The sequence below is a fragment of the Glaesserella parasuis genome, assembly GCF_002015085.1.
Lineage (GTDB): Bacteria > Pseudomonadota > Gammaproteobacteria > Enterobacterales > Pasteurellaceae > Glaesserella > Glaesserella parasuis.
In genome coordinates this window covers 24073-41371 of record NZ_MUXW01000039.1, presented here as the reverse complement: position 1 = coordinate 41371, position 17299 = coordinate 24073, and the positions used below count along the sequence as shown (strand labels likewise).

At 38.9% G+C, this 17299-nt stretch carries 25 protein-coding genes and 2 tRNA genes; 14 read left to right on the top strand and 13 right to left on the bottom strand.

The window, feature by feature from the left end:
- Window positions 1–18: 18 nt before the first annotated feature.
- Window positions 19–234 carry a transcriptional regulator gene (locus B0183_RS09225; protein ID WP_021113991.1) on the bottom strand — a complete coding sequence of 72 codons (216 nt, stop codon included), beginning with the start codon at window positions 232–234 and terminating at the stop codon, window positions 19–21.
- 142 nt (window positions 235–376) lie between these two features.
- Here B0183_RS09225 and B0183_RS09220 point away from each other — a divergent pair, with 142 nt between their 5' ends.
- The 3 genes from B0183_RS09220 (at window position 377) to B0183_RS09210 (ending at window position 2481) form a co-directional block, all read left to right on the top strand.
- A complete protein-coding gene (locus tag B0183_RS09220; protein ID WP_021113990.1) occupies window positions 377–1045 on the top strand; it encodes an XRE family transcriptional regulator in 669 nt (222 codons plus the stop codon).
- Between the two features lie 206 nt (window positions 1046–1251).
- On the top strand, window positions 1252–2037 hold the full coding sequence (locus B0183_RS09215) for a hypothetical protein (RefSeq protein WP_078208699.1): 786 nt from the start codon (window positions 1252–1254) through the stop codon (window positions 2035–2037).
- Between the two features lie 9 nt (window positions 2038–2046).
- Entirely contained in the window at window positions 2047–2481 is a 435-nt protein-coding gene (locus tag B0183_RS09210) for a hypothetical protein (RefSeq protein ID WP_021118903.1), read from the top strand.
- Between the two features lie 28 nt (window positions 2482–2509).
- On the opposite strand, the gene B0183_RS09205 is transcribed toward B0183_RS09210, so the two are convergent.
- A complete protein-coding gene (locus B0183_RS09205) occupies window positions 2510–2716 on the bottom strand; it encodes a hypothetical protein (RefSeq protein WP_021112699.1) in 207 nt (68 codons plus the stop codon).
- A 383-nt stretch (window positions 2717–3099) separates the two neighbouring features.
- Window positions 3100–3246, bottom strand: coding sequence for a hypothetical protein (locus tag B0183_RS12355; RefSeq protein ID WP_021112693.1), 147 nt, complete (start codon window positions 3244–3246; stop codon window positions 3100–3102).
- A 202-nt stretch (window positions 3247–3448) separates the two neighbouring features.
- Between B0183_RS12355 and B0183_RS09200 the strand changes: the two genes are divergently transcribed.
- Window positions 3449–3685, top strand: coding sequence for a hypothetical protein (locus tag B0183_RS09200; RefSeq protein WP_021113986.1), 237 nt, complete (start codon window positions 3449–3451; stop codon window positions 3683–3685).
- On the opposite strand, the gene B0183_RS09195 is transcribed toward B0183_RS09200, so the two are convergent.
- From B0183_RS09195 to B0183_RS09185, 3 genes are all read right to left on the bottom strand, one after another.
- The gene (locus tag B0183_RS09195) at window positions 3682–3948 is read right to left on the bottom strand and encodes a CRISPR associated Cas2 family protein (RefSeq protein WP_021112128.1); all 267 of its coding nucleotides are present in this window, start codon (window positions 3946–3948) and stop codon (window positions 3682–3684) included. The genes B0183_RS09200 and B0183_RS09195 overlap by 4 nt on opposite strands.
- A 243-nt stretch (window positions 3949–4191) precedes the next feature.
- The gene (locus B0183_RS09190; RefSeq protein ID WP_005715000.1) at window positions 4192–4524 is read right to left on the bottom strand and encodes a hypothetical protein; all 333 of its coding nucleotides are present in this window, start codon (window positions 4522–4524) and stop codon (window positions 4192–4194) included.
- Between the two features lie 109 nt (window positions 4525–4633).
- On the bottom strand, window positions 4634–4852 hold the full coding sequence (locus B0183_RS09185; protein ID WP_012621817.1) for a hypothetical protein: 219 nt from the start codon (window positions 4850–4852) through the stop codon (window positions 4634–4636).
- 567 nt (window positions 4853–5419) lie between these two features.
- Here B0183_RS09185 and B0183_RS09180 point away from each other — a divergent pair.
- From B0183_RS09180 to B0183_RS09160, 5 genes are all read left to right on the top strand, one after another.
- Window positions 5420–6220 (top strand): KilA-N domain-containing protein, encoded by an 801-nt coding sequence (locus B0183_RS09180; RefSeq protein ID WP_078208698.1) that lies wholly within the window; start codon window positions 5420–5422, stop codon window positions 6218–6220.
- A gap of 204 nt (window positions 6221–6424) precedes the next feature.
- Window positions 6425–6640: a DUF7446 family protein gene (locus B0183_RS09175; protein WP_021113983.1), complete on the top strand. Its 216-nt coding sequence runs from the start codon at window positions 6425–6427 to the stop codon at window positions 6638–6640.
- Entirely contained in the window at window positions 6633–6926 is a 294-nt protein-coding gene (locus B0183_RS09170; protein ID WP_021118448.1) for a hypothetical protein, read from the top strand. The genes B0183_RS09175 and B0183_RS09170 overlap by 8 nt, the downstream gene beginning before the upstream one ends.
- Window positions 6927–6958: 32 nt before the next feature.
- Window positions 6959–7264, top strand: a complete 306-nt coding sequence (locus B0183_RS09165) for a helix-turn-helix domain-containing protein (RefSeq protein ID WP_078208700.1) — start codon at window positions 6959–6961, stop codon at window positions 7262–7264.
- Window positions 7168–8223, top strand: a complete 1056-nt coding sequence (locus B0183_RS09160) for a tyrosine-type recombinase/integrase (protein ID WP_021118447.1) — start codon at window positions 7168–7170, stop codon at window positions 8221–8223. The genes B0183_RS09165 and B0183_RS09160 overlap by 97 nt, the downstream gene beginning before the upstream one ends.
- 31 nt (window positions 8224–8254) lie before the next feature.
- On the opposite strand, the gene B0183_RS09155 is transcribed toward B0183_RS09160, so the two are convergent.
- Together B0183_RS09155 and B0183_RS09150 are read right to left on the bottom strand one after the other, a co-directional pair.
- Window positions 8255–8331: transfer RNA gene (locus B0183_RS09155), tRNA-Arg, on the bottom strand.
- 39 nt (window positions 8332–8370) lie between these two features.
- Window positions 8371–8447: transfer RNA gene (locus tag B0183_RS09150), tRNA-Pro, on the bottom strand.
- A 178-nt stretch (window positions 8448–8625) separates the two neighbouring features.
- Between B0183_RS09150 and folD the strand changes: the two genes are divergently transcribed.
- The 3 genes from folD (at window position 8626) to B0183_RS12350 (ending at window position 11194) form a co-directional block, all read left to right on the top strand.
- On the top strand, window positions 8626–9480 hold the full coding sequence (gene folD / locus B0183_RS09145; protein ID WP_005712159.1) for a bifunctional methylenetetrahydrofolate dehydrogenase/methenyltetrahydrofolate cyclohydrolase FolD: 855 nt from the start codon (window positions 8626–8628) through the stop codon (window positions 9478–9480).
- 127 nt (window positions 9481–9607) lie between these two features.
- On the top strand, window positions 9608–11029 hold the full coding sequence (mltF, locus tag B0183_RS09140; RefSeq protein WP_005712157.1) for a membrane-bound lytic murein transglycosylase MltF: 1422 nt from the start codon (window positions 9608–9610) through the stop codon (window positions 11027–11029).
- A gap of 24 nt (window positions 11030–11053) precedes the next feature.
- On the top strand, window positions 11054–11194 hold the full coding sequence (locus B0183_RS12350) for a hypothetical protein (RefSeq protein WP_005712155.1): 141 nt from the start codon (window positions 11054–11056) through the stop codon (window positions 11192–11194).
- 113 nt (window positions 11195–11307) lie between these two features.
- On the opposite strand, the gene B0183_RS09135 is transcribed toward B0183_RS12350, so the two are convergent.
- Entirely contained in the window at window positions 11308–11526 is a 219-nt protein-coding gene (locus B0183_RS09135) for a YgjV family protein (RefSeq protein ID WP_005712153.1), read from the bottom strand.
- Between the two features lie 191 nt (window positions 11527–11717).
- Between B0183_RS09135 and B0183_RS09130 the strand changes: the two genes are divergently transcribed.
- On the top strand, window positions 11718–12653 hold the full coding sequence (locus tag B0183_RS09130) for an ABC transporter permease (protein ID WP_005712151.1): 936 nt from the start codon (window positions 11718–11720) through the stop codon (window positions 12651–12653).
- Window positions 12653–13444, top strand: a complete 792-nt coding sequence (locus B0183_RS09125; protein WP_021112700.1) for an ABC transporter ATP-binding protein — start codon at window positions 12653–12655, stop codon at window positions 13442–13444. Before B0183_RS09130 ends, B0183_RS09125 begins: the two co-directional genes overlap by 1 nt.
- Window positions 13445–13555: 111 nt before the next feature.
- On the opposite strand, the gene ribH is transcribed toward B0183_RS09125, so the two are convergent.
- The 4 genes from ribH to ribD form a co-directional block, all read right to left on the bottom strand.
- Window positions 13556–14017 (bottom strand): 6,7-dimethyl-8-ribityllumazine synthase, encoded by a 462-nt coding sequence (gene ribH, locus B0183_RS09120; RefSeq protein WP_010786211.1) that lies wholly within the window; start codon window positions 14015–14017, stop codon window positions 13556–13558.
- Window positions 14018–14109: 92 nt separating this feature from the next.
- Complete coding sequence (locus B0183_RS09115) at window positions 14110–15309, bottom strand: bifunctional 3,4-dihydroxy-2-butanone-4-phosphate synthase/GTP cyclohydrolase II (protein ID WP_021113975.1); 1200 nt, start codon at window positions 15307–15309, stop codon at window positions 14110–14112.
- An 88-nt stretch (window positions 15310–15397) separates the two neighbouring features.
- Window positions 15398–16042 carry a riboflavin synthase gene (gene ribE / locus B0183_RS09110; protein WP_062924292.1) on the bottom strand — a complete coding sequence of 215 codons (645 nt, stop codon included), beginning with the start codon at window positions 16040–16042 and terminating at the stop codon, window positions 15398–15400.
- Window positions 16043–16133: 91 nt separating this feature from the next.
- Window positions 16134–17237 (bottom strand): bifunctional diaminohydroxyphosphoribosylaminopyrimidine deaminase/5-amino-6-(5-phosphoribosylamino)uracil reductase RibD, encoded by a 1104-nt coding sequence (gene ribD, locus B0183_RS09105; RefSeq protein ID WP_075592957.1) that lies wholly within the window; start codon window positions 17235–17237, stop codon window positions 16134–16136.
- Between the last annotated feature and the right edge of the window lie 62 nt (window positions 17238–17299).

Genomic DNA, 17299 nt, shown 5'->3' with positions numbered 1-17299 from the left:
CACACTCCTTTGGGTAAATTAGGTTCGTGAAAGTAAATCTGCGTAGCTCAAGTCAAAATCTTCAGCTCTTACTTTTCCGTTAGTTGCTTTTTCTAGCTTTAAAGCATGCTCTAACGAAACCTTAGAAGAGCCATTTAGCCACTTACTCACAGCGTTTTGACTCACTCCGCAAGCATTAGCAACTTTCACTTGAGAACCTAACGTTTTGATAGCTAATTCAATGTTCTCATTCATAAAAACAACCCTGTTGTTAATTTTTATCTTGGCTAAGGTATTATATTATAGCTTTGGTTGTTTTAATGCAAGAATTTTATAGCTTTATGTTTTTGGTGATTTAAAACTTTGGTTTTAAAATGAGATAAAACTAGGAGTATTTATGAACACACTTTCTGAGAGATTAAAATTCGCTAGAACTCAAGCAAACTACACTCAAGTTAAGCTTGCTGAAGAAGTTGGTGTATCTCAAAACACCATTCAGAAAATTGAAAAAGGCGGAGAAACTAAATACGTCAACCAGTTGGCAAAAGCTTTGAAAGTTAATCCAGAATGGTTGCAATTCGGTATTGGTGAAATGGCTGCAAAAACAAGTGATGATGTAGATGTCATTGACAAGGATAAAGATTATAGCGACACACACATTAGTATTGATATGTATGACATTAAATTATCAGCAGGTAATGGAAAACCTGTGATTGAATGGGTTCCTCGAAAATCAGATGAACCACTTTTATTTCGTGAAGCTTGGTTCAAAGTAAAACGTTTATCTCCTAAAAACTGCAAGGCAATGTATGTTCGTGGGCATAGCATGGCTCCCGTATTAGAAGATTGGGATACTGTTATTGTTGATATTTCTGATACAGAAATTGCGGATGGTGAGGTTTATGCGGTTGTTTACAATAAGCATTTCTACATTAAACAAATTATTAGAACAGGCAAAGGCATTCAACTTGTGAGTTTTAATCCTGAGTACGATCCTATTGATGTAATGGATGATGATCTAAACAACTTACAAATCATCGGTAGAAAAGTTTGGCGTGGCGGTTGAGCATAGAAGCTACTTGTAGCAGCAGTTGAATTTTATTGGGTAACAGAAACGTGGTTTGGTGGTTTAAGTAGGTATCTTTTATACTATATTAAGGAAATAATAAATGTCTCAACTAAAAAAAACATACATTTAATATCCGTTACTATGCAAATAAATATGAAAAATATAATTTTCGTGATTTAGTAAACCATTTTAAAGAAGATTCAATGCCAGTAGTAACTATAGGTAACTACGCTCGAAGGGTATGTATTTACTCTGATAATTCTCAATTCGAAAACTCTATTTCCGGCTATTTCAGCACTTATAGGGACGATATTCTACATAAAGGAAATAAGCGAACAGGGAAAGAATCACTTATTGATTTAGATGAAGATGAATCTATTATTGAGAGAAATCATTTTATTCTCTTTTATGGCGAAAAAGAAGAAATCCTACTATATCAAAATAGTTCTTTATTTGGTAAAGTTAAACATCTAAATTCCTATTTAACTCACCTGACTAAATATCTATCATTAGATACTAAATTTAGTGATATTTCAATGTTAGAAATTGGGGCTGAAGAATTTATCAATGGTAAACAACACCCACCCCTTAAGCAACTTGAGTACAAGCTAGCAAGACCTAAACGCAAAACACCTAGAGAAGGTGAAGATCCTTGGATTCAAGAGCAATTTGATGAAATGACAAATCTTGGTGTAAATGTTCAAAAAGTTGTTTTATCTAATTATACCAAAACAGGCTTGCTTTCAAGCACATGGGAAACCATTAAGATTTTATTAGGTCATGATAAAACGAGAGCCTTAAAAATCACCTTATTGAATGCTGAGCAACCAATAGACTTACTGCATAATGTTCTGAAAGATCGATTTTCTTTAATTGCTCCATCAAGAAAAGAAGAGGACATTAACCAAATATTTACTAAAATGCGAGGCTTAAAACAACAGCGTAGTAATATACTAAAAGACTATTTAGATGAACCTCACGAAGAGTAGGAGATAATTATGCACATAAAACACTGGAAGAAAATTGCCTTTTTAGCCAGTGTCATAATGCATTATAGCCTATGGCACTTTAATGTATTAAAACTTTTTGAAGTCAATGAGCTTAGAGATTTGCTAAGTGATTTATTTACATCATCAGCAACCTTAATCGGTTTTATCTTTGCGATAATTGCTATATTAGTAACAATTAGTGAGCATTCTCTTATCAAAGTGATGAGAGAGAATGGTATGTATGCCCAAATAATGCAACATTTGAAATATTTAATCAGTGGATTTAGCATTTCTATGCTATTTAGTTATGTTGGGACATTCTTATCTGGTAAATGGTTAATATATTGTTTATTATTTACTTCGTTTGTTTTTATGTACAGTATGATTATGTTAGTTACTGATATGTTTAGAAGATTAACTCTAACCTTCACAAATCTAAAATAGTCAAACCGCCCACCGTGGCGGTTTTCTTTTATCCCCTACCCCATTTATGCATAAATTTCTTGTCAAACTCGAACTGCTCTTGGAATTTAGGCATAATCAGCTTTTCAACAAGAATTAACATCTGCTCTTCACTGAGTTTTAATTCTTTGTAGATAGGGTTTTGCTCTAAAAATTCATCAATAAATTGCTGTATGGCAATGCCAAATTCCTCTTTATTAGTCAGTTGCTTTTTCATAAATCCCCCTTTCTTAGATTCTCTTATTGTACTCTCTTAATTTGGATAAATCTTGCACCAAAAGGGCAACATTTTGCCCATTTACAATTCTACAAGCGGTCACATTCCATCATTTTTTTGCAAAAAACATCTTCCTGACACCAAGAAAATGATTAAAAAACAAGCAATCAAACACATACCGAAAAATTTTTTCCTATTTAAAAACAACCGCTTAACAACAAAAGCTATAAATAACTATAAGATAAAACAACTTTAGCTATTTACATAATACAACCAAAGCTATATTATACAGCCATCAAAACGAGCTACGGCTCAATGCTCTTTAAAAATTCAGACAAAAACACCTCAAGCGGTCAATAAGTGCAGTTGCTTAAACTAGCGGATTAAAAGCCCCGCTGGCTGATTGAACGTTTAGTCTTATGTGAAAAACTGCCGTGACGGCAGATTGGCAACAGAACCATTGAGGTGACGACTAACCCACTATCGCCAAGTTTGCCAGTGAGTGGAACGGATAGTGGGGACAGAACCACATTTTTTGGTCTGTTTTTTAGTTGGTGAACAATGAAAAAGCAACAGACAGCAAACGTTAGCTAAAAACGTGACAGCTCGGAGAGACGGCATCTAGCCATTCAAAACCGCTCTTATTCCCACAGCCACATATCAGCCTAGTTACCTGATATGCGTTACTAGAGAGCGGTTTTGAATGGCAACAAACAAAAGAGGTTAAACAAAATGAACACAGAAAACTACTCAAAAGCGGAAAGTATAACAAGCTCAACCGTTAATTCCGTGCAAAAACACCAAATTATAGAAGCGGTTCTAAGTTCCATCAAAATTACTCCGTATTATGACGGTTTGGAACTAAAGGCTTGCAAAGCCATTTCTGCGATCAACAAATACAGTGATGCTGAAGTAATAAGTGAAATTATCAACAATGAAACGGGAGAACGATTTCTAAAATCTGATTAATTTTCCCACAAGTCTGAAATTTTATTTATGGCTCTCATTGTTGCAAAATCGTTATTCGAGCAATCAAAAACACCCAACCTATCGTCTGTATCAATAAACTGATTTAAATAATCCCTGCATTGCGTTGCAGTGTGTGTTTTTGAACGCACATACCATACAGATTCAAACACTTTTGCATAAGTACCATAGCTTTTAATTGCATCATAGAGTTTTTGGTAGTCACGACTTTTTCGTAAATCATAGGTAATGATGAGATTAGGCATACTTATTCCTTATTTTGTGTTTGTGGTATAGAAATAATACAGCTCGCTCAAAATAAAATCAATTTCCTTTGCGTGTTTGTGGTGAATACCAAAGGCGAGTTCCCGATCTCGTCAAAATCGGACTGAACAAAAGTGTACACGGTAAGCACTTAAAACACCCGTAATCATAATGATGATCCGTTAGCCCACTGTAACAGGTGGGTGTTTTTCAATAAAGGAATAAAAATGACCTTAAAAAAATGTTTACTTCTCCTGTTGCTTATCAACCTTAACCCTATTGGCTTGTGGTTGAATAGCTTTGCATTTAACAATTTTTTCAATGATCAACCCCATTATATCCAAGAAGATAAAAAAGCCTTGCCAGAATGCAGTAGCAGCAGTCAAATAGAATAAATAAACAAGAGCATAAGAAGGTAATGCTGGCAATGGACGTGCTTCTAAGCCGTATTTAAAGCTTAAAGGCAAGTACAACCAACAAAGAATAAACGATAAGCACCAAGTCGTAATACGCATAATAATATGGTCGAAATGTTCTTTTAAGAGAGAAAAAAGAGATGCAATCAACGCTTCCCACATACTGAAATCTCCTTTTGTTGATGAATATAAATTGAGCACTTACATTCTAGCACAACTCAAGGGGATTTCAGTCTGTGGGATTGACACCACCCAAAATCAAAAAAGGGCATTACGCCCCTTTCTGATTAAATAACTCAACCGCTTGCACAATCACCTGCGTTTGTGAAATACCGTGTTGCTCGGCAAGGCGTTCAATAAGCTCAATCGTTTCTTGATGAAGTTTAAAGCCTTTGAGCTTAACACCACGCTTAGCTTCGCTTCTTGCTTGCAGTTCCTGAAGAGTTAAACCAGATTTTGGGCGACCACGAGAGCGTTTTTCAGTTTGCATAGAAATTCCTTGTTGATCTTTTAAGCCAAAAGGCTTATAGTTGGAGCCGTCAGGGGGACATCCGACCTTCCCCCTTCAGGAGTTACCTTAAACTACAGTACCTGAACAACAGGTTAGTAATACTACGGTAACTAGGATTAGAACTCTGAAAATCTTCATATCCTAGCTCCATTTAGTAGCCCAGTGAAAGCTGGGCTTCTCATTTTCAGAACCATTCCGAAAACAAACATATTTTAGGTTAAACTAAATAAATAATCAAGACCTTATTCAAGGTTAAACTAAAATAATTGATATTTTTATGTTTGACAACCGCCCCCCTTCGGATTAAGATAACCGCACAACAATTCTTCTAGCGGCAATCCGCACCCGATAGCATAGCGGTTTTTTTATGCCTAAAATTTGCAAAATCCTTAAAACCCCAGATCTGGGGTTTTCAATGGACGGGTCGAGAGAGCCAAATACAATACCTGAAAGGGAAATAAGCTCCGCCGTCTAGAAGCGGTTGTTGAAGCCCGTTCAACCCTACAAAAGTTGAACGAATACAAACAAACTTCTAGGGGCATAAAAATGTCAAATTTAACTATTCTTAAAACTTCAATCGGTCAATTAGACAACTTATTCAATCTAAAAGATCTACATCGTGTCAGCGGAAATGAAGCTAAACACGAGCCATATCGTTTCGTTCGCTTAGATACCACAAAAGAATTGATCGAAGAAATCCAAAAAGAAGATCCAACAACGCAACCACTTAAAACCCTACGAGGCACACAAGGCGGAACATACGCCTGCGAAGAACTCGCCCTCGCTTACGCAATGTGGATCAGCCCAAAATTCCACTTGGTCGTATTAAGAGCGTTTCTCGCAATGCATAAAGGCGAATTGCAAAATTCTGCACAAATCGCACCGCTTACAATTACCCCTGAGCAACAACGAGCTATACAGGAAGCGGTACAACAGGCTCACTATCGAACAGGATTACACTGGCAAGAAATCTACTCTCGGCTCAAAAGCACTTTTAACGTAGCGAAGTATGACCAACTACCGCAAACAATGTTTGAACACGTTATCAACTTCTTAAACACACTCGGCAATCAATACCGCCCGATTGACCGCAGTAAAAAAGACATCACCATTGCAGGTTTAGATGCAGAACAAATTGCCAAATACCTAGTAAGAGCCAGAGCCTTTGCAAAAGAAGTCGAAGTATTTCATCGTAAACTGTACGAAGATTTAGGCATTTCTCGCTATGTTAAAAACGATATTGCAGGAAAAGCCTACGACATCGCACACGAATTTAACGTATGGCTTGACCCTTTTATTGAACAAGTCTTACCCCAGCTTAATCAACAACGATTAGCAAGATTTTAACCACAACCCAACACCGACCGCACATTGCAAAAATCGTGCGGCGGTTCCCCACACCCAAATTAAGAGAAAATGACGATGAAATACGTAAAAATCCTACTATTTTTAACCGCTTTCTACCTCGTAGCCGACCACCTCGAGTTATACAACGACTGCGACGGCTACATCTGCGAAACCCGAAAATAACCCACTTATAGGAGAAAAACAATGAAAGAAATTAAATTAGGTGTATCACCATTGACTAATCAAATCTATGCTGGGCATCTCGAAAAAAATGGGCTTTATTGGAAAGAAAAGCAAGATGTAACGTTAATGGCATTATATTGTGTTGCTCAACATTGTATTGAACGTAATGAACCTGTTATTTTGTTAGAACACAATAAACCAAAATATGAAATAACAGTGAGAGTAATCAATGACTAAAACCGTCAGCGTAAACCACCGCACTTTTCAAACGCTCGCCATACAGTCATTACGCTACTGTATGGGGCGTAGAACCTTTGCCGTGAAAGATTGCGTAGAGCTTATTCGTGGACACTGGCAAGATCTTACTAAACACGCCAAAGACATCATCATTCGAGATTTAGATGAGGCTCTACAATCCCACGAAGACGACCTAAGAGACAATAGAGGATATTGCTACTTAGGCGACCAGTGCGACTACCAAAAATGGAAAAACCTAAGAGAATGGATCAACGAACAAGCCTAGCGAAAGCTAGGTTTTTTATTTTGGTAAAAAGTATGACACACATAGAACATTTAACAATTAACCAAGTTGCCAAAGAGTTAAATTGCCACCCAAACACCGTCCGCCAACATTTAGCAGATTGGGGATTTTTTAAAATGGCAGGATCTAGAATTTGGAGGGTTAAACGATCAGATCTTGACCGAGTGAAAAAACAAGCGAATAATGACCGTGGGGTATCTCTGTCGGTCGAGGAGAAAAGAAAATGTCGATCTACAGACGAAAAGCAAACGGTCCGTGGTGGGTTGATATCACAACCCCAAACGGCAAGAGAATTAAGAGAAGCACTCGCACGCTTGTAAAACGTGAAGCACAACAGTATCACGACAAACTCAAGCAAGAAATGTGGGCAGAAGATAAGCTCGAAACAAAGAGAAAATATATCTTCGAAGATGCCTTATTGCATTATGTCCGTTCAGCCGAAGAATTAAAGGATAAAGCCACGAAAAAGCGACACGCAGAGTACTGGCTATCTAAATTCGCAGGTCGAGAACTCAGCTCTTTAACAGCACAAGAAATTATCTTAAATATCCCCAAAAAGAATGCCAATACTAAACAGGCGTTATCTCATAGTACGCAAAATAAGTATGTTAAATCTTTACTAAGGGTATTAAATATTGCCTATAAGCTCGGTATGCTGGATTCTGTGCCATATGTGGAGAAAAAGAAAGAGCCACCAATTAGAGTGCGTTGGATCACGAAACAGCAAGCAAAACAGCTCATAGATAAATTGAGTTCCGACTGGATGAAGTCTATCTGCAAATTTGCTTTGATGACAGGAGCAAGACGGACAGAAATTTTAACAATGACTTGGGATAAGATAGATTTTGAAAGGAAAGTAGCAATCGTGACTAATGATGTTGCAAAGTCAGGTAAGGCACGATCGCTATTATTAAACCAAGAAGCCATAAAACTTCTTGAATCTATCCGCCACCGCCATTCTAAATATGTATTTGTGGGCAGAAACGGTAATCCTTTACAGGATATTAACCGAAAAGCATTTAATTTATCTACAAAAAAATGCTTATTATCTGATTTCCACTTTCACGATCTCCGCCACACTTGGGCGAGTTGGCACGTTCAAGCAGGAACACCACTTTTCACATTAAAAGAATTAGGCGGCTGGGAAACCTTAGAAATGGTTAAAAAGTATGCTCATTTAAATGCAGAACACTTATTGGAACACGCAAACAAGGTCGAAATTTACGGTACATTTACGGAACATTCGCAAAATGAGCCCAGATTAAGATTAGTTGCATAGCTTATAAGTGATTGATTTTAAAAGAATATAATGGCACGCCCTAAAGGATTCGAACCTTTGACCCACGCCTTAGAAGGGCGTTGCTCTATCCAGCTGAGCTAAGGGCGCATTGCACTATGATAAGACAGTAGTTTGAAAACGATAGAATGGTCGGCGAGATAGGATTTGAACCTACGACCCACTGGTCCCAAACCAGTTGCGCTACCAAGCTGCGCTACTCGCCGTCTTGTCCTGAAAAGTGCGTGCTATTATAAAAATTTTATTATTAAGGTCAATAAGTTTTTAAGTAATTGCAATTAAATGTTCGTTCTTTAAACATCTTCAAGATTAATGCTTACTAAAAAGCAATTTTTTTGAGAGAATACCGAATGTATACTGTCAATTACATAGGGAAAATTAGTCATGTCCGCACAAATTATTTCGGGTAATAAACTTGCACAACAAATTAAAACTCAAATTTTTGAACACATTGCGTCTTACGTGCAACAAGGATACCGTGCTCCTGGTTTAGCCGTCATTCTCGTTGGCTCAGATCCCGCTTCACAGGTATATGTTGGGAGTAAACGTAAAACGTGTGCGGAATTAGGAATTTATTCTGAATCTTATGATTTACCTGCAGACACAACGGAAACACAACTGCTCTCTTTAATCAACAAATTAAACAATGATGAAAAAATTGATGGTATTTTAGTTCAGCTCCCTCTTCCCGAGCATGTTGATACAACAAAAATCATTGAAGCCATCTCTCCAGATAAAGATGTCGATGGTTTTCATCCCTATAATGTTGGGCGTTTATGCCAACGTATTCCAACATTAAGAGCTTGTACCCCTTATGGTGTAATGAAGCTCTTAGAAACAACAGGGGAGAATCTTTATGGAAAACATGCCGTTATCGTTGGAGCATCCAATATTGTTGGGCGTCCAATGGCATTGGAACTATTACTAGGAGGCTGTACTGTCACTGTCACTCATCGTTTTACAAAGAATCTAGAAAATCATGTACGCCAAGCCGATTTATTAGTAGTCGCAGTTGGAAAGCCTAATTTAATTCCTGGGGAATGGATTAAAGAAAATGCCATAGTGATTGATGTGGGCATTAATCGTATTGAGGGAAAATTGGTAGGAGATGTTGAATATGAAGTGGCTTCCCAAAAGGCAAAATTCATTACTCCAGTACCAGGTGGTGTTGGACCAATGACCGTTGCTATGTTAATGCAAAATACGCTTCTAGCTTATCAACGACATATCAACCCCTAATTCCTCTTTTCAAACTGGGAATACTGGTTAAACTAAATTGATTTATTAAGAATATATTCATATTGAACTCATAATAGATTTGCTAAACTACAGCACTCTGTTGAGAGTGAAGGTTAGAGAGGAGAAATTGAAAGGCTTAGCTATCAGAATTGCATGTGGGATTGCATTATTGCTGTGGGCATGGGATATGGTATTTCCTTGGCAACAAGCAATGCAGGCAGAAGAAAATCGTTATACGCAGATCCAACAACGTAAAATACTGAAGGTGGGAATGATTAATCACCCCATCTCTTATTTTGAGGGAGCAGAAGGAACCGCAGGGATAGAATATGAGCTTGCTAAAGCGTTTTCTGAATATTTAGGTGTCGGGTTAGAAGTTAAAAACTACAATAATAGCGAACAATTATTTAATGGTTTGAAACTCAATGAAATTGATATTGCCGCTGCAGGATTGCTATATCAATTAGAAAATGCAGATAAATTCCAAATTGGTCCAAGTTATTATTCTGCCTCATGGCAGATTGTGTATAAAAAAGGAAGTCAGCGCCCTTACAGCATTGGTGATTTAAAAGATGAATTACTAATCCCTGCAGGTTCAGCTGTTATTCCAATTTTAACAACATTGCAAGAACAGTACCCCTCATTGAAATGGAAAGTAACAGACAATTTCACTCAAGAGGAATTATTAATACAAGTAGCCGATGGCAAAATTCCTTATACTGTAGCCGTGTCTATTGATGTCTCAGCTGCACAACATATTAAACCTGATGTTGCCGTTGGATTTGATTTAACCGATGAGGAGCCTGTTGTATGGTATTTACAAAATAGCGGGTATAGTGAACTGCAAGCTGCCGTATTAAGTTTTATGGATAATGCGAATGAAACAGGCTTAATAGCAAGAATTGAGGAAAAATATTTCAATTATTTAAATCGCTTTGACTATGTGGATAGCCAAAGCTATTTAAAAGCTATCGACACTGTTTTGCCTAAATATTTACATTTATTTGAAAAATACCGAGGAATATTAGAATGGCAGATGCTTGCGGCCATTGCTTATCAAGAGTCTCATTGGGATCCTACGGCAACATCACCAACAGGGGTGAGAGGCATAATGATGCTCACTAAAGATACCGCAGAAAGGATGAATGTGACAGATCGTATTAATCCTGAACAAAGTATTAAAGCTGGCTCAGAATATCTACATTTATTAATGAATCAGCTACCTCAAAGTATTGCATCGGAAGATCGTATTTGGTTTAGCTTGGCGGCATATAATATGGGAATGGGACATTTGATTGATGTGCGGCGTTTAACTAAACAACTTGGAGGAAATCCAGATAATTGGCTTGATGTAAAGAAAAATTTGCCTCTACTTGCTAAAAAACATTACTATACTCAACTAAAATACGGATATGCCCGTGGATTTGAAGCCTTTCAATATGTAGAAAATATCCGACGTTATTACAATAGCTTGATCAATCATCAGAGAGTGAAAGAGCAAGAAACATCAAACTCAAATAACACACAGGAAATCATAAAAATCAATTAAAAATAGAGTAAATAAGGAGTATTTATGATAAAACGTAAATTGAAACAGCGTGTTAAACGCTTAACCATCAGTAAATATCGCCGAATTTTGCAAGCTCATCGTTTAAAATCTTGCATCGCACAACGGCGCCGCATTGGCTTTGTGATATTAGGTCAGCAACATTGAAAATATAGAACTCTAGAAGAGCTCTACATGAATGACTCTTTACTATACATAAATAGGCATCTGATTACTTATGAAATCAAATGCCTATTATTTAGCAATTCTAAATGAACTCTTTATTTGGAACAGCGACTCTTCCAAATATAATACCCATTCACACACACCACAAAGATATTTAATCCTGTTACAGGGAATGAATTAATCAAAATACCATAAATCACGAAACATACAGCACCAAGTGCATTCACTAAACGAAGTTTTACTACGTCTTTTAATAAGAAAGAACCTGCGACTAAAATCATTGCAACATAGCCTAAAATTTCAATTGCGTTCATTGTATTTGTATCCTCTATTATTTGAAAAATCTATTGCTTATTTTACCGCTTATTTTTTCTCTTGTCGGCAACCCCTTGAAAAGCAAAGGTTTGCGTGAAAAAAATTTACAAAAATCTATTTTTTACTGTTTTTTTATCTGAAATAGCGTACAATGCAAAACATTGTTGTACTAGTAAAGTAGTATTTAAAGATGGATACCTTACTTCAATTTTTAACGACTTATTTCACCAATGTCACTTGGATCGGAGCTTTAGAGTTAGGCTTGATTTATGCCCTCGTTGCTCTAGGGGTGCTGATTTCGTACAAAATTCTAGATTTCCCAGACTTAACCGCTGATGGCTCTTTTCCTTTAGGTGGCGGTGTTTGTGTGCTTTGCATTTTGCATCATATCGATCCTTGGATCGCCACGTTGTGCGGAATGTTGGCTGGTGCTGTTGCAGGTATGATTACAGCAAGTCTGCATATTGGTTTTAAAATCGAAAAATTGTTAGCCAGCATTTTGATGATGATTGCACTTTATTCGATCAATTTACGAATTATGGGATCGCCTAATGTTTCTTTGCTGGGCGAAGCGACGATTTATGATGCGATAACTGCTCAAGATGATGTTCAATTAGCAATGGTGCGACTGTTAATGGCAATTTTTGTGGTGATTATTGCGAAGTTGATTTTCGATCTTTTCTTTGCGACACAAATTGGTTTAGCTGTGCGTGCTACAGGGACAAATCCCCGTATGGCAAAAGCTCAAGGTATTGCAATTAATAAGATGACCTTGCTTGGTATGGCTATCTCTAATGGATTGATCGCATTAGCAGGCTCGCTTTATGTACAGAGTAACGGTGGCTTTGATATTTCGATTGGGGTCGGTACTATCGTGATCGGATTGGCTGCAGTGATTATCGGTGAAGCGATTTTCTCTGCAAAACGTATTATTTGTCTAACTGCTGCGGTAATTATTGGCTCTATTCTTTATCGCTTTTTCATTGCATTAGCCTTAAATAATGAAACGCTGAGTGGTATCGGTTTTGGGCCTCAAGATCTTAATTTAATCACAGCATTATTAGTTGTAGCGGTTCTTACGTTACCTAAATTCAAGCACAAATTCACTGCAAAAAGAGGTCGATAATGATTGAGTTGAATAATCTATTTATTACGTTCAATAAAGGCACTGTGATTGAAAATCCTGTACTACGAGGATTGAGCCTGAATGTTGCCGAAGGGGAATTTGTATCGGTAATTGGCAGTAATGGGGCAGGAAAATCGACCTTACTTAATGCCATCAGTGGCGATTATCCAATAGATAGCGGTGAGATTTTTATTCAAGGTAAAGAAGTCAGTAAATTGACTAGCTGGCAAAGAGCTAACCAAGTTGCCCGTGTTTTCCAAGATCCAATGGCAGGAACTTGCGAAGCCTTAACCATTGAAGAAAATATGGCTTTAGCCTATCAACGAGGTCAAAAACGAGGGTTAGATTTTGCACTGAACCGCCAAGTCAGAGAGCTGTTCAAAGAGAAATTATCCTTACTTGGATTAGGCTTGGAGAATCGTCTGACTGACCAAATGGGCAGATTATCAGGGGGGCAACGCCAAGCGGTTAGTTTATTAATGGCATCGTTGCAACCTTCAAATATTTTACTGCTTGATGAACATACTGCAGCACTTGACCCGAAAACGACCGCTTTCGTGTTAGAATTAACGAATAAAATTGTTAGAGAGCAAAAACTCACTACGTTAATGGTGACGCACTCAATGCGACAAGCCCTAGATTATGGGGATAGAACTGTAATGTTGCATCAAGGTCAGGTGGCTTTTGATGTGGCGGGCGATGCCCGCAAGAAGATGGATGTACCAGATTTATTGCGTCTATTTGAGCAAAGTCGCCACGAGAAGTTGAGTGATGATGGGTTGTTGTTATAAACTCTTTTTATATGGCGAAGGTAAATTGTATTATCCAAAGTAGTTTATTGTGTTATTTGACGATCGCCATAATGTGACCATAAAAGGAGAAGGCTCTAGTGAATAAAAATATCAAAGTCCCTTCAACACATTCACCATCTCAATCGCACCTAACGCACATTCAGAGCCTTTATTGCCTGCTTTTGTGCCTGCACGTTCGATAGCTTGTTCGATATTTTCAGTGGTTAATACACCAAAAATCACTGGAACACCTGTTTGTAAACTCACTGCCCCAATGCCTTTTGCTGCTTCGTTACACACATAATCATAATGCGTAGTCGATCCACGGATTACTGTACCTAAGCAGATCACCGCATCATACTTACCGCTTTCCGCCATTTTTTTCGCGACCAACGGAATTTCAAATGCGCCTGGTACCCAAGCGGTATCAATATCGCTTTCGCTTGCACCGTGACGAACGAGTGTGTCAATCGCACCGCTTAACAGTTTATCGTTGATAAAATCGTTAAATCTCGCACACACAATGCCGAATTTTAACTCTGTTGCCACTAAATTACCTGTGATAATTGCCATTTTTGCTTTTCCTTATATTGAATGTAAATTGATATAAAACTGTCGTAGGGACACACTGCGTGTGTCCGTAAAATGAATGTTATTTAACAAGTTTAGAAATTAAACAGATGTCTCATTTTAACTTGTTTAACTTTAAGGTATTCCAAATCGTGTTTATTCGGTTCAACCATAATCGGCTCTCGTGCCACGATATTTAAGCCAACTTGCTGTAACCCCTCGATTTTCGCTGGGTTATTGGTTAGCAAGCGGATTGTTTTTACGCCTAAACTGCGAAACATCTGTGCACCGATATGGTATTCACGTTCATCTTCACCGAAGCCAAGAGCTAAATTTGCCTCGACGGTGTCCATTCCTTTATCTTGCAACTCATAAGCACGCAGTTTATTGATTAAGCCAATGCCTCGCCCCTCTTGACGTAAATAGAGCAACACGCCTCTACCCTCTTGCTCAATTTGGCTCATTGCAGCGGCAAATTGCTGACCGCAGTCGCAACGTTGTGAACCAAAGGCATCGCCGGTTAAACATTCAGAGTGAATACGGCACAGCACCTCTTCGCCATTGCCAATATCCCCTTTCACTAAGGCAACGTGTTCTTTGCCTGTGATTTTCTCGATAAAACTATGTGCGGTAAAGTCGCCATATTTGGTAGGCATTTTGACCACAGAAATCTGCTCAATTAAACAATCTTTTGCTCGGCGGTATTCTTGAAGCTGGGCGATTGTGATAAACGGCATATTGTGTTTTGTGGCAAAGGCTTGTAGTTCAGGCATTTTCATCATTGTGCCGTCGTCCGCCATAATCTCACAACACAGCCCTGCCTGTTTAAGCCCTGCTAAACGAGCCAGATCCACCGTTGCTTCTGTGTGTCCGTTACGCACCAACACGCCACCGTCTTTTGCAAGCAGGGGGAACATATGCCCTGGACGGCGAAAATCACTTGGTTTGGCGTTGTCGTCCACCACTTTCAGTGCAGTAAGCGAACGCTCAAAAGCCGAAATGCCCGTGCCTGTATCAATGTGATCGATAGCAACGGTAAAGGCAGTTTCGTGGTTATCGGTGTTGTAAGAAACCATCTGCGGTAAGTCGAGCTTTTTGGCTATCGCCGTTGAAATTGGCATACAAATCAAGCCCTTACCATAAGTTGCCATAAAGTTGATATTTTCAGGAGTGGCAAATTCCGCCGCACAGATAAAATCCCCTTCGTTTTCTCTGTCTTCGTCATCGCTGACGATAATAATTTTGCCTTGGCGTAATGCGTCTAAGGCTTGTTCTACGCTTGAAAATTGAAACATTTGCTTTCCTTTTCGTTTAATACTGTAGGGACACACTGAGTGTGTCCGTTATTCATTCATTTTGTGGACACACACAGTGTGTCCCTACTTAAAATCCAGCCCGCTTTAAAAATTCTTCTGTAATATTGCTCTGTGGCTCACTCTGTTTCGGCGACAGCAATTTTTCCACATATTTTCCAATCACATCATTCTCTAAATTCACGATACTGCCGACCTTTTTTGTGCCTAAATTCGTTTCGCTTAAGGTATGTGGAATAATCGACACTCGGAAGCTATTTTCATCACAATCGACCACAGTCAGACTTATCCCATCAATCGTAATCGAGCCTTTTTCAATGATGTAACGCATCAGCTTTGCTGTTGTTTTGATCTGACACCAGACTGAATTATTCGCAGGGGTAATGCTGACAATTTCACCTGTGCCATCAATATGCCCCGACACAATATGTCCACCGAAACGCCCGTTTGCCGACATTGCACGTTCAAGATTAACGGGGCTGTTCGGCTGTAATTCGCCTAATGATGTACGGGCGAGGGTTTCCGACATTACATCTGCAGAAAAATGGTTTGTGCCAAATTCGGTTACGGTTAAACAGACACCATTGACCGCAATGCTGTCACCTAAATGCATATCCGCAAAAATTTTGCTTCCCGTAATAGTTAAAACGGCAAATTCTCCTTGTTTGTGGATTTTGGCAACTTTGCCGACTTCTTCAATAATGCCTGTGAACATAATACATCCTTTGTAGGGACACACTGCGTGTGTCCGTTATTCATTCATTTTGCGGACACACGCAGTGTGTCCCTACCTTAAAAATTGGCTGTTACGGACACACACAGTGTGTCCCTACTTCATAATCAATCAGCAGATCTTCTCCAATTTGGCTGATCTTTGCATTTTTCAATTGCACCGCATTTGCCAACATACCGATCCCTTCGCCACCGATTGGCGTTTTGGCGGTTACGCCACCGACTAATTTCGGGGAGATATAGCAATGCACACGGTTTACAATGCCAGCGTTTAACGCACTAAAATTTAAACTTGAACCGCCTTCCAACAATAAACTGTCAATCCCTTGTTCACCAAGTTTTTGCAAAAGATCGGCTAAATCGACCCGCTTGTCTTTTGCTTTACAAATCAACACGTCCACCCCAAGCGGTTGGAATTGGGCGATTTTTTGCAAGTCATCTGAAACCGTCGCAATAATCGTGCGATAGGTTTTGGCAGTTTGGACTAATTGACAATCTAATGGCGTACGCAACTGGCTATCGCATACAATCCGCACTGGCTGTTTGGCATTCGGCATACGGATATTGAGCATCGGGTTATCCGCCAGCACCGTATCAACCCCAACCATAATAGCACTGTATTGATGTCGGGTACATTGCACATTAGCTCTGGCTTGTTCCCCTGTGATCCATTTGGACTCGCCTGTTGCAGTGGCAATTTTACCGTCTGCGGTCATCGCATATTTCATCAACACATAAGGGCGTTTGGTTTGAATATAGTGAAAAAAAATAGGATTTAACGCATCACATTCGGCTTTCATCACATTTTCAATCACCTCAATCCCAGCTTGACGAAGTTGTGCCACGCCTTTGCCTGCCACAAGGGGATTGGGATCACTTGAGCCGATAACAACAGTTTTAATCCCTCGTTCAATCAACAAATTTGAACAAGGCGGTGTCCGCCCGTGATGACAGCAAGGCTCAAGGGTGACGTAAGCCGTTGCTCCGCTTACATCTTCCTGACAATGTAAAATCGCATTGCGTTCAGCGTGCCATTCGCCGTAGAGTTGGTGATAACCTTCCGCAACAATGTTGCCGTCCTTGACAATCACACAACCAACCAACGGATTAGGATTTGTCCAGCCACGACCAAGTTCAGCCAGTTCAATGGCACGAGTCATAAAAATAGAGTGTGTCATTTGGTTTTTTGAATTACAAATTGAAGGGCAAGGAAGAAAGGCAACACCCTCCCGTTTAAGGG

Coding starts and splice junctions, on each gene's coding strand:
- B0183_RS09225 (WP_021113991.1), bottom strand. CDS start 234: ATGAATGAGAACATTGAATTAGCTATCAAAACGTTAGGTTCTCAAGTG.
- B0183_RS09220 (WP_021113990.1), top strand. CDS start 377: ATGAACACACTTTCTGAGAGATTAAAATTCGCTAGAACTCAAGCAAAC.
- B0183_RS09215 (WP_078208699.1), top strand. CDS start 1,252: ATGCCAGTAGTAACTATAGGTAACTACGCTCGAAGGGTATGTATTTAC.
- B0183_RS09210 (WP_021118903.1), top strand. CDS start 2,047: ATGCACATAAAACACTGGAAGAAAATTGCCTTTTTAGCCAGTGTCATA.
- B0183_RS09205 (WP_021112699.1), bottom strand. CDS start 2,716: ATGAAAAAGCAACTGACTAATAAAGAGGAATTTGGCATTGCCATACAG.
- B0183_RS09200 (WP_021113986.1), top strand. CDS start 3,449: ATGAACACAGAAAACTACTCAAAAGCGGAAAGTATAACAAGCTCAACC.
- B0183_RS09195 (WP_021112128.1), bottom strand. CDS start 3,948: ATGCCTAATCTCATCATTACCTATGATTTACGAAAAAGTCGTGACTAC.
- B0183_RS09190 (WP_005715000.1), bottom strand. CDS start 4,524: ATGTGGGAAGCGTTGATTGCATCTCTTTTTTCTCTCTTAAAAGAACAT.
- B0183_RS09185 (WP_012621817.1), bottom strand. CDS start 4,852: ATGCAAACTGAAAAACGCTCTCGTGGTCGCCCAAAATCTGGTTTAACT.
- B0183_RS09180 (WP_078208698.1), top strand. CDS start 5,420: ATGTCAAATTTAACTATTCTTAAAACTTCAATCGGTCAATTAGACAAC.
- B0183_RS09175 (WP_021113983.1), top strand. CDS start 6,425: ATGAAAGAAATTAAATTAGGTGTATCACCATTGACTAATCAAATCTAT.
- B0183_RS09170 (WP_021118448.1), top strand. CDS start 6,633: ATGACTAAAACCGTCAGCGTAAACCACCGCACTTTTCAAACGCTCGCC.
- B0183_RS09165 (WP_078208700.1), top strand. CDS start 6,959: ATGACACACATAGAACATTTAACAATTAACCAAGTTGCCAAAGAGTTA.
- B0183_RS09160 (WP_021118447.1), top strand. CDS start 7,168: ATGTCGATCTACAGACGAAAAGCAAACGGTCCGTGGTGGGTTGATATC.
- folD (WP_005712159.1), top strand. CDS start 8,626: ATGTCCGCACAAATTATTTCGGGTAATAAACTTGCACAACAAATTAAA.
- B0183_RS12350 (WP_005712155.1), top strand. CDS start 11,054: ATGATAAAACGTAAATTGAAACAGCGTGTTAAACGCTTAACCATCAGT.
- B0183_RS09135 (WP_005712153.1), bottom strand. CDS start 11,526: ATGAACGCAATTGAAATTTTAGGCTATGTTGCAATGATTTTAGTCGCA.
- B0183_RS09130 (WP_005712151.1), top strand. CDS start 11,718: ATGGATACCTTACTTCAATTTTTAACGACTTATTTCACCAATGTCACT.
- B0183_RS09125 (WP_021112700.1), top strand. CDS start 12,653: ATGATTGAGTTGAATAATCTATTTATTACGTTCAATAAAGGCACTGTG.
- ribH (WP_010786211.1), bottom strand. CDS start 14,017: ATGGCAATTATCACAGGTAATTTAGTGGCAACAGAGTTAAAATTCGGC.
- B0183_RS09115 (WP_021113975.1), bottom strand. CDS start 15,309: ATGTTTCAATTTTCAAGCGTAGAACAAGCCTTAGACGCATTACGCCAA.
- ribE (WP_062924292.1), bottom strand. CDS start 16,042: ATGTTCACAGGCATTATTGAAGAAGTCGGCAAAGTTGCCAAAATCCAC.
- ribD (WP_075592957.1), bottom strand. CDS start 17,237: ATGACACACTCTATTTTTATGACTCGTGCCATTGAACTGGCTGAACTT.